Below are 14,834 nucleotides of genomic sequence, written 5' to 3'. Positions count from 1 at the left end.
TTTGCGGGTTTGTTGTGCAGGCGAAGCCGCAACGGAAAGTTAACGCTGTGATTGGCATTTTTAGGCAATTTAATCTTGCTCTACTTCTCAAAACTATTTTCTATTTATCCCTAGCTCAGGTTATTTAGTTAATTCGTTTAGTTACCTCCTCAAATGTTTTTTTCATCTTTTCCTGTTTTGGCTTTATTGTTGGTTGTAAAGCTCTTTGTTACCCCTGAATTTAGATAACAACTGTGACATTTTACTCGTATCGAGGTGTAGAAGAAGCCAACGACTGAAAAGTAGTGCGCTTTATCTTGCCAACGTAATGGTTTTTTAAAAAAGCGGCTGTATTTATTGATAGATAAATTGCAGTTCACTATTCCAACCCAATGTTAGGTGGGCTTTGTTTCCTAAAAGCACAAATAACTACAGAGTGCTTCCTGAGCGCCAGCATGGCGCTTAAAACCCTTGTTTCATCGTCAGTCGTTTATCTGTAATCAGAATATTATTTTGATTTAAACCCAAAAAACATTGGATTTCACTATTAGGAAACAAAGCCTGTTAGGTGTTCTAAATGAACGCACTCTGTGCGGAGCTGCATGCAAGATTGTGTGGAGTCGATATTCCTCCAGTGAGCCAATTGCAGGATTGGTACTTATAGTCTGTGGACTTATAGTCCCCTATAGCTAATCATAATTCCATGAAAAATATTATTAACACCTCTATTACAATCACATTCGGCACTAAGATTCGAGAGCTAAGAAAATCAAGAGGGCTTTCTCAAGAGTCACTTGCTGATCTTGCTGAACTTGACCGTAGCTATATCGGTGGAGTAGAGCGCGGCGATAGAAATATCAGCTTGATCAATATCCAAAAATTATCAATCGCGCTAAATGTTAATATTGCTGAATTTTTTAAGGAACTAAATGACTAATTTATCCGATACGTTTAAGTATATCTCTCATTTTCGTCATGCAGGACATCAAGTCGGTCGGAAAGTGGGTGACATGTTAGAAGTACTTACGTATGCAGCTATCGCCAGAGATGATGAAATGCTTGCACGCCTACAGGTTGAGCCTAAGTTACATGGATTCTCTGGTGCTGGTCACAAGGTAGAATTTATTTTACTGTCTACCACTAACTTTGATGAACAGAACAATCCTCAAGTTATTAATGGAGGTGAAATTACAGACCCTTCAGAAGTTATTAGTTTCATAGAATGCAAAAAGGTTGGGGTAGAGCAAACTGTAAACGGGAGATTTAAAAAAATGTTCCCTAAGAATGGAAACAATAAGGGTTATAAAGTGCTATTTGATAACACCTTTCCAATCTCTTTTGCCCCAAGAGGAGGCGAACGGCATACTTATAGCGTGACTTTCACGCCTAATCGAAAAGTTAGAATAACAAAAGCTGAAGATACAAATTTTCTTTTTGAAGAGAACTTGGTAGACGAAGGTAGGATCATTTTCACTCTGTGTACAAATGGGCTTTCCGAAATAATAGGTAACAATAGAAGTTTAAGAGATTATGAGCCTACTTTAGCACACTGCCGGATTTTAGAAATAATTTCAATTAGCGACGCTGGGGTAATAGCTCTGTTGAACGATTGTCTGTCAGGCCCTCAAACTCCCGAAAAAGCTAAACAATCTTCTTTTGTTGCACTGGATGTAAGAAAAAATAGATTCAACAGTTTTGACAAAAGAGAACCAGAGACAGAGATGGTTAGTGTGTTGGTCCTAACAGAATTCTCTCACTGGGAAGAAAAAAGTCAGAATATGATAAAATCATGCATTGATAAAAACTTTGTTGTTAGCGACGATATTATAGTTGAAGCATTTGAGGCCTTTGAGGATCACTTTGGTGAGTCTTTTTACGACAAAATAACTAAAGAAAATTTTGAAAATGATGCTGATGTACGAAGAATAGCTTTTGAAATCGTAAATCAGCATGATGGTAAAATATTTTTAGATATCAAAGATCAAACATATAAAAAATTTCTTGTAAGAGATAATCTTTTTATTACTTTGTAAATATTATTATACCGTCTTTCTTTTCTTCTTGATCGCCGTGATAGTCTGCACGGTGATTATAGGCATATTTACCTAGGCCATAATGAGTTGTCCTATAATTTATTTCTTTCAGTTTGTAGCCGATAGACACAATAATTTCGATCGATTTATCAACTACTGGGACTAATTGACCATTCCTTGTGCAATCCCCTATCACTACGGCCAAAACACCTCCCTCCTCCTGAATTTTGAAGATTTCTTCATAACAAATTTTTAAATGATTAAAATATTTTTCTGTAATACTTTCATTGGCAGGATGTGCTTTCATTTCAGTTTTATATAGCTTGCTGTTTCCCTGCGTATATTCATCTTCGAAGACGTTACCCCAATAAAATTCTAAGTTAAATACAGCAGCATAGTTAAAACTATTAAGATATGGAGGATGGCTTATAGCTAAATAGCATTTCCCATCATTAAACTGCTTAGGTAAATGTAGGTTATCGGCTAAGATGCACTCAGAAGTAATATCTGTAATGTTATGTTGAAATTTATCATGATCGTTACACATGTCATTTACCTTCTTAGAAAAGGCAGAAATGACGTCTCGTTGTTTTTTCTTTTTATTAATATGCGGTCTTACTTCACCATCATGTGCTTTTGATACCCTTCTAACTATACCTATAAAAGCAATGATTAAAAAATTTCGTATGTGGGAATCAGTTAGATTTAGAAGATAAGTCTGTATAACCAATAAATCCCTTGCTGTACTAGAATCAAACCATTTTTTAGAGAAAACATCATTTGGCTCACTAAATGAACCATTATTTTTTTCAAACCATAGAACTAAGTTGTTAAGTTCTTTTTTTAAAGCATTAAGATCTAAAACCGTAACTTTTACATTTGAGGCCAAGACTGATAGCCAGCTTATATCTACACCAAAAGACTTTATTCCTCTCAACTTAGCCTCAACCAAAGTTGTACCTGAACCACAAAAATTATCCAGAACATAATGATCTTTTGAAGGGGGTAAGTATTGTTCAAGGATTTGGCCAGCTACAGCAGAAGGGAATTTCCCATAGTATCGATAATGGCTGTGGACATAGTAAGACAGTTCTTTAATGGTATATGGAATATCCCATTCATTAATTATGGGTGAATTTTTATTGATTGGAGTAATTTTAGGAAGGTATTGTCTGAATATGGGTTCGTTTTTAGACAATAAATCAGAAGGTTCTGCTTGCTTGATCATATATATTCGACTTTAAGTTGTGGTACTTAAAGTAATCATAACATCATGAGTGATTTTGGCAATAGCAAACATGTGTATATTAAAAAATATAACGCCTCAGAATTTACGTGCAGTTTGCAGTGTGTAAATAGCTTGTTGAATTCGGGCTTATATAAATGGGTATGAATTATGCCGCGACTCTAACTTGATGATCTTATAGCCTTAGCTTATTTTGCATTGTCCATACTTTACACCGCTATAAAATTCAGTATTTTTGGGGGGGGATTGCCACCTTAAGAGAGGTTTTGTCTGTAAAGTTGGTTGCGGGAAACTACTTTTTTGCACAACTTTATTATTTATGCATGTTCTATGTATCTGATATAATTAGTTTAGTTTTAAATATATATTTGTAAAAAATTAATGAAAAAATGCCACCTTGGTATGTTCTATATTCTCCACACTTCACGCCGCTAAAAAATACAGTATTTTTTGGGGAAAAATTGCCACTTTAAGAGAAGTTTTGCCTGTAAATTTGATTGCGGGAAACTACTTTTTTGCACAGCTTTTATTTTTTATGCATGTTATATGTGTCTGATGTAATTAGTTTAGTTTCAAATATACATCTGTAAAAAATTAACGCAAAAATGCCATCTTAGCTCGTCTTGCATTGTCCACACTTCACGCACTCAAAGATCTTACGTTTTTTGCAGAAAATGACACAAAAATGCCACCTTAAAGAGGTTTTTTGCCCGAAAATTGGTTGCGTAGGACTACTTTTTTACACTACCCAAGCCCCTTCAAAGGGTTCTAAGTTGCTGATATACTTACCCTGAGCGGAAATAACTGAACACGTAAAATTAACGCAAAAATGCCACCTTGGCACGTCCTATATTCTCCACACCCCACGCAAGAATCGATAAATCAATTCTCATGGTTGTTTGTGGTGTAAGTGATTGAATTTAAAGTACGTAATTTAAGTTTTATATAAAAATTATTTTTTAAAAATTCGTTTGAAATTTACCATAAAGTGTATTTCTCGCGTATCGCTTGTCAGGTGCATGTGTATTAGAACCCTATTCACGTTGGGTTGCAGAGGTGTGTATTTCACTTGTATTGCAAATTGGCGGGTTTTATAAGTCACTGTTTTAAAATTAATTATTGTTTTGGTGTATTACTCGTGAAATACTTGGAAATAGAGCGCAATACATGTGAGATACACTCTTTATTGTGAAGAATCATTGTGTATTGCCGTTGTATCGTAGTTTTTTTCCTATTGAGGTATGAATAATGGCTAGAAATAAAGTGATCCAAGTAGCGTGTCCTCCTGATCTATATTCAAAAGTCCAAGATTACAAAGGGCTAAAAATCTGGCGAGTGATGCAGATGCAATGAGGGAGTTAACCTTGTTTGCTCTGCGGGTCATTGAGCATTCAAGTGACGAAGATGAGGGGATTTCAACAAGGGAATTGCTCGAAGTTCTTCTTGGTAATGTGATAAAAATCCATCATCAAACCTCTATCAACTACTATCAAAATTTCAACGAAGAACAATACAATAATAATATGAAAGAGCCTGATGTTGTTCCCTCATATAAAAGGTTAATGGCTAAGGCTGAGGAAAGAACACAACAAATATTGGAGGGTGATAAAAATTAGAAATATATCGTGCGACAATTAAAAAAGGAGGTTAACACCTCCATTTTTATTTACATTGTTTTTTCCCCAATATCCAATTTAGGATTGTCGATGTTGGGGGAGTATTCTTTCGTCGTTGAACGGTGGCTATCCATTGCTAAATGTTGATAGTGTTCATCGTGCTTTATTTTATTCATCGCTACGTTAGTGCTGTCATCTTTCATCGTGATATTTTTTGTGCCTGCAATATCATGACTCAATGATTGAATGGCTTTAGATAGTGTATTGTCTTTTGTCGTTATGCTATAGACCGCTTCATTGACTAATTGCTTTGTCGTTTCGACTTTGTTTAAGCCGTCAGGTATCAGGCTGGGTTCAATAATAACCGCATGTATATTTTCCTTACTGAATTTTTCCGTAAGGTCATAAGCCAGTTTTGCAGTGTCTTGTGAATTATTAGTATCAAGTACCACTATCACGTTTTCGCGCAATTCATTTGTATTAAATGTTTTAGTGTCATTATTATTGTTTAGCGCAATAACATCAGCCCCGTTTTTATTGTCAGCATTTATCTTAAGCGCATTCTCTACGCCGACAGCGACAATACTATAGTCTGAATTATTGCCTTTGTTGATCGTCGTGCTGTTCCCCGATTTAGAGCCGAGTATGCGCTTATTTATTTTTAGCGCTGCAATGTCACCGCTGGATTTATCAAGGTAAGTGATTTCTACTGCCTTGGTTTCACTCTTGTCATTGGTGATATTCGCGATTAATGCGGGGAAGGTTCCACGTTTTTCTGACGAATAAACGGCATCGTGAAACCGTAAGTTTTCATGCTTCGTAACCTCGATTCCTTGCTTGGCTAAATAGGTTTGTGCGAGTGAGTTTTCTATAGGTTTAGCTTCGTTAAAGTATTGCTTCGCGCGCGCTTCTAATTGGCTTTGCTTAACCGGAATGGCATGTGTTAATTCATCATGCTGTGGGTTTTTTACCAGATTATATTTATCGGGTTCGTTCATCATTTTATCGGCTTTATAAAGTGCATCTTTATAACTGCACTTTTCAGCGACCATAATCAGGTTAATTAAGGTGCCTTTATCGCCGGTTTTCCAGTCTTTAAAATAGCCGCGATATTGGCCCGTTGTGGTCAATGTTATGCTCCCCTCTTTGCCAAATGTCAGGTTATCTTTGTCTGATTTATCGCGGTTCGGCTCACCTAAAAGCTGCGTTGCCAGTGATTCACTGTAGGCCGGAAGCTTGGCATTTAGCTCGGTGGCCATCAGTTTTAGATCCACATATCCATTTACATCGAGGTACTTTGGGTTTTCCTGCGGCAAGGGTTTGTCATTAAATAGCGGGGTATGTTCAGGGTAATACTTATCTCTTGTCTCAAGTGCAGAGACTTTATTGGGATCGTTATTGACCCATGAGAGCATCATTTTTTGCGGGTTATCGGTGATGATTTTTACGTGCTTACTGGCACGGGTGATATCGATATACGCGCGCCTTACGTTAGTTAATGCACCTTGGCCCTTAATCGCGGTAATGACATTCTCATAGGTTGCCCCTTGCGCCATATCGGCGGTGCGGGTGTATGCGTAATCCCAATGAGCATCTTTCAAATCTTTGGTTGAGAGCGTTAATGTGTGGTTATCCGTGGATTTGAGCTGCATTTGTTTATCGTCAATGCTGCTAACGGTATAGGTTTTGTTGCCCAGCATTTCACGGTCAATATCGCTTTTGCGGAGCATGATACTGTCGCCTTCTGCGAGAGGTTGCTCACTCTTAGCCCAAAGGTTCGTGAATTTGTGGCCATGATTTTTGGGGAAGAAATGCTTTTCCTCGCCGGTTTTCATATCCGCGAGGGTGAGCATGTTATTGAGCTTATCAACCTTCATAATTTCAAAATAACTGTCTTTACCGGTCGTCAGGATTAACCCCTGCTGATAGGGCAACATGGTCGCCAGTTCCGCCTTACTGGCATGAACTCCGCGTAATCGCGGCACGGTGAATTGCTCGGTACTGAGGCTTTTTTGTTGCTGTAACCCTTGGCGAATTTCGTGGGTAATGTCGTCGCGTTCCTTGTTGGTGTACGCAATGATAAGGGTATTTTCACGCGCTTTAGGTGTTCTGGCCAAGTATTCCAGTGCCACCGTGGCGGGCAGGGCTTCGGTCGCCAGTTGCTGGTTTTTCTTCGGGTTATCGGTTATCGACTGCAAAGTTGAAATGATATTCAAGCTTTGATTGATGTTAGCGGTAGCCTGCTTTTCGGACGTTACCGCGTCGTTCGCGGTGGGCGCGGTGTATTGGTCAAAGGGTAATTGTTGCTGAATTTTATCAATAGCGCTTTCGCCTTGGCGATCGACAATATTGTGTACTGCACTCAGTAGCGTGCTGTTCTGTTGGCGCACAATGTCTTTCATGGTGACGCTATTGATTGCGCCTTTGTTTAACGCGAGTTCAAAAGGTTTACCCGCTTCTTGGGACGTTAACTGTTTAGTGTCACCCAAGAACACGGCGCGCGCGCCTGTTGTCTCAATCAAATGGGTAAATTTATCCATTTGGGCGTTACTGGTCATCGAGGATTCATCGAGCAAGAACACGGTGTTGGCGTATTGGTCAGGTTTCGCATCTTGGCTTAAAAAGTTGCTTAGGAGTGATTGCACCGTTTGGCTTTCGACGTTCTTGTCTTTGAGTTCGTTAACGGCGGCGTGTGTCGGCGCTAGACCGATGAATTGTGTCGGTGTCTTATTGGGTTGTGTGTTGAGAATGGATTCGCTTTGTTTAACAAGATCGATACCCGTTTCAAGCATGGTCGATTTACCCGTACCCGCTAACCCTTGAACACCCACAAATCGGTCTTTGGTGGTGGTGATAAGCAAGGTCGCGTCTTTTTGGCCATCGGTCAGGTTTTGATTTTGACTGAGTACCTGCGCGGCGTGTTCAACGCTGGTAAGGGGCGCAAGTTGATCTTTGCCCGCTTGTAGTCTGTCTAAAATACGTACTTCGGTATCGATGGCGGCTTGGGTGGTCCAGCGGGTGCCGTCGTGATATTCGGCGCTCAGGAGTGAGGGCGCGCCTTTATCCGTGCTGTTCGTGGCCATGTGTTGCAGGGTGTTGATGATTTCATGTTGGGTAATGCTGGTGCCTTTTTCCTCAAAGGCGTACTTGATCGCATTAACAATCAGCTCTTTTTGTGAGTAACCGGCTTCTTTCTCGCTAATGTGCTGGATGGCAAAATCTACGGCATTGTGAATAAGCCCTTTGTCTTGATGCTGGGCACCAATGGCATTCAGTGCTGCGGTCACATCTTGGGTGAGCAGGGCCGTGGTTTGGCGATTCACGAACTTTTCTGGCATATCAGCGGCTTGCATGATGCGCGAAATACTAGATGGTTTCACCTCACTTTTTTCTAATCGGTCATCAAATTGTTGTGCCTTGTCGGTGAATATATCAATGTGTTTGATGCCTTGTGTCAGCGTGTCATGTAACCACTCTTTTGAGGCGCTATAGGCTTTAATATTGACGATGTGGTGACTTGCATTAGGGCTGGCATTGCTTGGCGTGGTGGCGTAACCATGATTGAGCGGCGCATGGTGCAATGCACTGGCTTTAACGCTGTGCTGTTTGCCGCTTTCGTCTTTGAGCGTGACCCATTCTTTGGACAGGGCGTTGATCGTATAAATTTGTTTGCTCAAACCACTGTCTTGATGGTTTGTGGCCATGATGAGTTTGTCGCCGTTGGCGATATGTAAATTGTCCGGTTTAGCGATCGCGTACTCTGCGGCTTTAAAGGCTTTGCTGCTGGGGTTAATCTCAGATGCTTTACCGTTTTTGTCTATCAGCGTGAGGGTGTTGTTATCACGGTTAACGCTGTCCACCGTCAATTGCTGCTGTTGATTGCGGCCGCCGACTTTTTGCCATTGGGTGAGTACCATGCCCTTGGTGTACTGGCCGACGACTTCCCGTTGCTGCGCGGATAAGAACACGGGATTAAGGGTAGGGATGTTGAGCCCAAGGCGCGATACATCACCTTGATTTTGCAGTTCTGCGCGAATGGCGCTGTTGAGTTGCTTCACATCTTTATGGGTGCCCGCAATAACTTGGGTGTGTTGCTTCTCGGGCAGTTGCGCGTAAGTTTTTGCAATCAGGTTAACCCTGTCACTGTCTTTGCTTTCATGCAGTCGCATGGCTGTGTTGCTTTGTTTGGTGGCGACCCAGTTGCTTTCGTTTACGTTGCCTTTTTTAAGTACCTCGATAGCGTTACCGGCTTTCATGCCTTGCTTGGCATTGGCGTGATTGAGCAAAATCACTTTACTGTTGCCCGCTTTGGCTTGTGCGAGCAGGGAATTAAAGTCGTTGAGTCCGAGTTTATTGGCGTTCTCAACCACTAAAATATCGCGGTTAGTGTTGTTGGCCGTTTTAGTAAAGCTGCTGAGTGTATGGGTGTGGTCAGGTTTGAAGTGGTTCATTATCCACTTCACCACGGTCGATGAATCGCGTTGCACTCGTGCACTGGTTTGCAGTTTGCTTTTCATGTCAGGGGTAATGATGTGAATACGTTTACCGTTGGCTTCACCGACATTGAGCAGGGCTGTGGCGAGTTGTTCGCTACTGCCAAAGACGTTCACTAGGTTAACTTGTTTCGTACTGGCGAACAGTTCAGAGACTTTCTTTTGGTTGTCCGCATTTAAGCCTTTGCCTTGAAGCGTGTTGGTATCGACCACTTGGCGCATGTTGGCCGTTTTTGGCTTGATGCTCTCTAGCAGGTTGGTTTCGGCTTTGATGTGGGCGGCGCTGGTAAAGGTCGCAGACTCTTTATCAAGCGGAATGAGTGCGCCATCTTCAATGTGCTTATCGAGTGCCAATTTAATATCGAGCGCATCGAGCTTCTGGCCGCGCGTAAATTCAAGCGTGGCTGATTCCACTAATTTCGCGTAATTAAAACGGTTTTGGGTGTTACTGGCGTGCTCAATCGCACGACTCACCGCATCGATAGCGGCGGGTTTGAGCGCTAACGCATTGAGTGATGTTTCTCGTGACATGCTGTCCGTCACGAAGCTTGTCAGGTTAAAGCCGCTGTTATTGGCTTTGTTTTTCCATTGCTCAAACAAGGTGGCTTCGCTGGTATAGGCTTTACTCTTGCGGGTGTCCTTTGCGGCCACATCCCGCGCCGCTTGGGAGTCTAAACCTAAGCTTTGGGTTTGTTCGTTGATTTGCTGGCTACGGGTTGAAAAGGTATCGAGTAAGGACTGCGGGACACCTTCCACTTCAAACAAATTATTACCCAGTGAACGAGTTTGATAACCCGCTTGTTCAACACTGCGGGCTAAGGCGCTTTGATAGATCGAGGTATAGTATTTTTGATGGTTATAAACCCGCTCACCCGTGCCATTGATGATGCCGCCTTTTTGTTTAAAGCTGCTTGCCAGCGCGCGCAATGTGCCCTCGCTGTCCTTGGTCATGTTGGCGGTGAGTGAGTGGGTGTGCAGCTGCGGATCTTCTTCACGGCTGGTTTTGTGACGCACCATTGCAAACAGCAAATTGCCCGTGTTTTCAAAAGAGGTCGCTTTGGTATCAGGGTTGGTTTGTCTGGCCTGCGCCGCATCTTTCTCGATATGCGATAACGCGAATTTTACCGCGTCATCGTGCGCTGTCATTAAGCGTTTATCGCCGCCCACGAGTGCAAGTAAACTGACGGATTTAGGCGCCGAAAAGGTAAAGTCAAAACCGTTGCGGGCGTTGCTGTTTTGGGTTTTAAGCGTTTGGTCGTTCAGGCTACCGGCTAACACCTCTTTGAGTTGATGTTCTTCAACGGGCTTACCTAACATTCCCTCTTGCTCTGCCAGTTTGCCAAACCATTGGGTATTGGGCTCGGCGCTCTGCTCTTTCAAGTAATAGTTGGTTTCCCCTTCTTTGGCGTCCGCTGCTTTTTCTAACGACACGTCAGGCAAATTGAGGTTCTTTTCTTCACTGAGGTAGTAGCTGGCCGCGCCGCCAGCGCTCGACGCAATGGGACTGATGGAAAGCATAATGATATTCCTTTAGAGGGACCTCGCGCGGGGCGCGAGGTGAACTAATCCGGTAGGTTTATTCTGAGTCGAGTTGGGCTTTGATTTCGCCAGACGTGAAGCCCAGCGCTTTGAGTTCCGCGATGGCTTCAATTCGACGCATGACATTCATCCGTTCATGGTCATTTTTAGAGGCTTTACGTGAGGGCTTTTTCGCCGACAATTCGGGCGCTCGTGTCGTGGCGTTGAATGAGGTCATCGTTTTAGCTCCTTTCGTTTAGCGATTTCGCCGTAGGGCGGGGATATCAGGAATTTCTCTAGCTCTGCTTTAGCGGCTACAACCTCGCTTTCCCAAAACGAGAGGTCATTGAGGGACACTACCGATGAACCATCAGCCAATTTTCGACTGACGCTATCGTGCTTTGCTTGGGCGGCCTCACGTCGAAGCAGTGCCTTTTTCACCTCAGGATGTTCAAGCTGACTTAGATAGGCTTCTTCAAGTGCTGTTATGGGATTAATTACCGTCGCATTCATACGTTTTTCCTTTTTGTTTGAGACCTGTTAACCAATTTCTGCGTCTTCTACAGACACGATTTGCAGCTCTTCAAGTCGCTGTGCATCCTCAATGTGCTGGTCATTGGCCTTTTGTTTTTCAGCGGCTTTTTTCTTCTGCGCATCCTTGAGTGCTAACTCAGTCGGCTTGGCCTTTTTCGCATCGATGAGGCTTTGGGCGACCGCATCGGTTTTTTCAGCAAGTTTGGTCATGCGCTGCGCTTCCGCGCTGCGTTCATCATTGTTTTCATCCCCTTCATACATGGTGTCATGAATGCTTTGGAGCTTGGTTTTATCCGCTTTATCGACGTGTTGAACCGCACTGAACTGGTGATAGTTCAGACTCCATTCAATCTGCTTTATGTTTTCAGACGGGGTGTAGTTACGTTTGATAAACGGGGCGCACAGTGAGCGCATTTGGTTAAACTCTAAATCCACTCTTACCACGGGATAATTGCCAGGCGTGCGCAGCCAAAATTGTAAATCTTCAAGCTGCATGATTTCAGAGGGCGTGACCACAGGGCGGGTAATGGTTTGATGGCCCAGTGATACGCCATCCCTGATTTCATTTGCGCCGTAGCTGTATTGCTCTTTAGAGACATCAACTTCTTGCTCGCCTAAATCGTGAGACGAGATTTTGGCCATTTCGTTAGAGGGTGAGCGGAAAAATAAGCGAGTGTTGAGCAAGTCGAACATTTCAAGTGCCGCATTTTCGCCATAGACTTTTTTAAGCTGCGCGAATGACTGAATGCCTATGACATAACAGCCGCCGAACTTACGCACTTCTGCGATTGTTTCGGCAAGTTCAGGTAACTTGTGCAAGCTTGGTGCTTCATCCATCAACACCCAAATTCTGCGGTCCGGATCTTCGTCTTGTTCTAAAATGGCGGTCGATGCAATGGATAACCACATTGAGATCAAGGGGCGCAATGATGCATGTTGCTGTGCGTTACTGGATAGAAATAGAAAGCCATTTTCGGCATCGTTTTTCACCCACTCACGAATTGAAAATTTGCGGCGAAGGAGTTTTCCCTGTTCGTTCTTCTCATCAAGTCCGGCAAGGAATCGCAGTGATTTGATGTAGGCCGCGAGGACCGATTTAATCGATATCGCCGTTTTTTGGATTTTATCTGATACCAGTGAAGCCGATTCGGTCCCTTTTAAGTATTCACTTAAGGACTCAAGCTCGCTAGTCAGCATGAGTTCAAGCAGTCGTTCTGTGGTTTGGTTCTTTTTAGGTTCATCTTGCATCTTAAATGCAGTAGATGAAAAAATGGTGCGAGCAGATTGCACCCAAAATGGATCGCCCTCGCCATGTTGAGGAATGAGCGCGCTTGCCATGTTCTCAAAATCTGATGGTTCATGCGCATCACACCACACATCCCAGTAAGCACAGCGTTCATCAAACGGGTTTAGTAGTACGTCCGTTGCCGGATTATAGAACTTGCTGACAAAGGTACAGCCTTTGTCATAGATAATGGCTTTGTCGCCCCGTTCACGTATCCACGTTAAAAACTTACGCAGCGCCACGGACTTTCCCGCGCCCGTGGTGCCATCGAGTAACAAGTGCTGTACTTCAAAGCGTTCTTTGAAAATACCGATGCCATCGAGCTTGAAATCGGACTGGCGCTTGTCCTTTTTAAGCTGTTTTGCTAATTCCTTCGGCGTGGCTTTTTGCATCCCCCGAATAAAGTGTTCCTCGGTTTGCTCGTCCCCTTTTTTCTTGAAATACCACATGGCCACGGACAGAAAAACGATGCCAATCACACAGCTTATAAGGAGATAAATTTGTGTCCACAACCAAAAGCGGCTGTTGGCCGCAATCAGTATTGGGTTTTGCAATTGAGACCCTAACGTACTGGTATAGACAGTGCCTTGCCATTCAGTTTGCATGACATGGCTTTCTGGTCTAAACACGCTAACCGTTTGGTTTATCCAATAATAATAAGCGCTCGTTAAGGTGTCTTTATCAAGGAAGAGATAGCATAGCAGCGCTGTTAAGATGAGCACGCCATAACACGTCCAGCGGATAAGCACGGCGTTAATCTGCAGAAACATCCGCAAATTGTGAAATAAAATCTGGCCACCACGGGTGTAGTTACTGCCTTTAGTACGTTTGGGGTTTAAGGTCATGATTAAGGTTCCTTACCTACTACCAGCGACTGTCGTTTTCACAAGGAATGCCGTTATTGTCGCCATCCATTTTGGTGTTGGGACAATGGTTAATGAAATACACTGCTTCTGCTCTTGAGTTCATTTGGCTGCAATGTGTGCGGCCATCACAATGAAAGGCGGTTTGCTTTGGCGTCGAGGTAAGGGGTGTTTGTGTGACGAGGTGCTTGGTGGCAAAAGTGGTGAGCACGGGTGGGTAGCTCGGTTGCCACACCGTCGTCAACGTGGAGTAAAAGGCAAGCAATAAACCAACTGATACAAGGGTGCGATTCTGTATCGATAATGGTTTTCCTTTAACTCGAAAGCGTGGATCGGTCGCCATGAAAATCAACCCTAGGGTGGTGCAAGCCCCGAAGATGATGGCAAACCATGTGGTGAATAAGGTAAACATATCCGTCAAGACGGAGTTATGTACTTGCTCGCCTAGCGTGCTGGTGTATATCACGCCTTGCCAGTGTGTTTGCACCATCGTTGCGGCTGGCTGCAATAACGCGCGTCCACTATATAGTGCGTAATAATACGCCCCCAGTAAGGTGTCTTTACCAAGGAGTAGCCAACACAACAGTGCTGTCATCACCATAATGCCAAGTATCGTCCAATGGATAATAGATCGATTGGCGCGGTAAATGGTTTTTACCCCCCCTTGAGTGGGGGGAGTGTCATGTTTTAAGGTCACGTCTAGGGTTCCTTTTTCGGTTTGTTGGCTTCGAGGGCTTTCTTTTCAGCGAGGCGTTTTTGGGCGGCGGCGTGATACTTAAGATCGGTAAAGTCTAAGTAAGTGCCGTAATAGCTGTATTCCAGTAGCACATGGGTGGTGTCATTTTGAAACTCGGCTTTATCGAGGCGTAATGGCTCCGATACGAAGGGGGCCATTTTTATGCGTGGGTATTGGCGGCTAAGTTGTTCTTCTAGCGCCTTATACTTTTCTAAGGAGCTCGGGAAGGTAAACCGGATGGTTCCTAATGTTTGAGCGTCATCAAAATAGAGGGTGGCATGCTTAAGCAGCGGCTCATTAAACTGCTTGCCATCAACCCGATAATAATTCCAGCTATCAGGTAAACTTGATTGGGTATTTTTGTATTGGAGGGTGTAGGTTTGCTCAACCTCTTGCCTCGTGGATTTGCCCAAGGTGAGGCCAAACAGGGTGGTTTCAGCCTGCGCCAAGGGGCTTAATAAGCACAGCAACAGTGCACCTGTTTTAATGATGTTCATGAGATTATCTCTTTGTGATTGAAAGTCATGGCTA

General features: G+C 43.2%; 10 protein-coding genes. 3 read left to right on the top strand and 7 right to left on the bottom strand.

The annotated features are described in order from the left end of the window. Positions 1-682 precede the first annotated feature (682 nt). Positions 683-916 carry a helix-turn-helix domain-containing protein gene (locus C9I43_RS00345; protein ID WP_107881387.1) on the top strand — a complete coding sequence of 78 codons (234 nt, stop codon included), beginning with the start codon at positions 683-685 and terminating at the stop codon, positions 914-916. After that, entirely contained in the window at positions 909-2,012 is a 1,104-nt protein-coding gene (locus C9I43_RS00340; protein ID WP_107881386.1) for a hypothetical protein, read from the top strand. Before C9I43_RS00345 ends, C9I43_RS00340 begins: the two co-directional genes overlap by 8 nt. Here the strand turns inward: C9I43_RS00340 and C9I43_RS00335 are convergent. Beyond that, the gene (locus C9I43_RS00335) at positions 2,002-3,240 is read right to left on the bottom strand and encodes a DNA methyltransferase (RefSeq protein ID WP_107881383.1); all 1,239 of its coding nucleotides are present in this window, start codon (positions 3,238-3,240) and stop codon (positions 2,002-2,004) included. The two genes, C9I43_RS00340 and C9I43_RS00335, sit on opposite strands and share 11 nt — an antisense overlap. A gap of 1,367 nt (positions 3,241-4,607) precedes the next feature. Here C9I43_RS00335 and C9I43_RS00330 point away from each other — a divergent pair. After that, on the top strand, positions 4,608-4,874 hold the full coding sequence (locus tag C9I43_RS00330; RefSeq protein WP_258191658.1) for a hypothetical protein: 267 nt from the start codon (positions 4,608-4,610) through the stop codon (positions 4,872-4,874). A gap of 50 nt (positions 4,875-4,924) precedes the next feature. On the opposite strand, the gene traI is transcribed toward C9I43_RS00330, so the two are convergent. From traI to C9I43_RS00300, 6 genes are read right to left on the bottom strand one after another with little or no spacing between them, the layout of a single operon-like run. Beyond that, on the bottom strand, positions 4,925-10,885 hold the full coding sequence (gene traI / locus C9I43_RS00325) for a conjugative transfer relaxase/helicase TraI (RefSeq protein WP_107881381.1): 5,961 nt from the start codon (positions 10,883-10,885) through the stop codon (positions 4,925-4,927). A 58-nt stretch (positions 10,886-10,943) separates the two neighbouring features. Then, the gene (locus tag C9I43_RS00320) at positions 10,944-11,123 is read right to left on the bottom strand and encodes a thyroid hormone receptor interactor 11-like protein (protein ID WP_107881379.1); all 180 of its coding nucleotides are present in this window, start codon (positions 11,121-11,123) and stop codon (positions 10,944-10,946) included. Continuing rightward, positions 11,120-11,398 carry a hypothetical protein gene (locus C9I43_RS00315; protein WP_107881377.1) on the bottom strand — a complete coding sequence of 93 codons (279 nt, stop codon included), beginning with the start codon at positions 11,396-11,398 and terminating at the stop codon, positions 11,120-11,122. Before C9I43_RS00315 ends, C9I43_RS00320 begins: the two co-directional genes overlap by 4 nt. A gap of 27 nt (positions 11,399-11,425) precedes the next feature. Continuing rightward, positions 11,426-13,549, bottom strand: coding sequence for a type IV conjugative transfer system coupling protein TraD (gene traD / locus C9I43_RS00310; RefSeq protein ID WP_107881375.1), 2,124 nt, complete (start codon positions 13,547-13,549; stop codon positions 11,426-11,428). 19 nt (positions 13,550-13,568) lie between these two features. Further along, positions 13,569-14,264, bottom strand: a complete 696-nt coding sequence (locus C9I43_RS00305) for an excalibur calcium-binding domain-containing protein (RefSeq protein ID WP_107881373.1) — start codon at positions 14,262-14,264, stop codon at positions 13,569-13,571. Positions 14,265-14,266: 2 nt separating this feature from the next. Beyond that, positions 14,267-14,800 (bottom strand): hypothetical protein, encoded by a 534-nt coding sequence (locus tag C9I43_RS00300; protein ID WP_012197959.1) that lies wholly within the window; start codon positions 14,798-14,800, stop codon positions 14,267-14,269. Positions 14,801-14,834 lie beyond the last annotated feature (34 nt).

The organism is Shewanella morhuae (genome assembly GCF_003028295.1).
Lineage (GTDB): Bacteria > Pseudomonadota > Gammaproteobacteria > Enterobacterales > Shewanellaceae > Shewanella > Shewanella morhuae.
The sequence above is the reverse complement of the archived record's forward strand: the minus strand, read 5'-3'. Positions and strand labels throughout refer to the sequence as shown.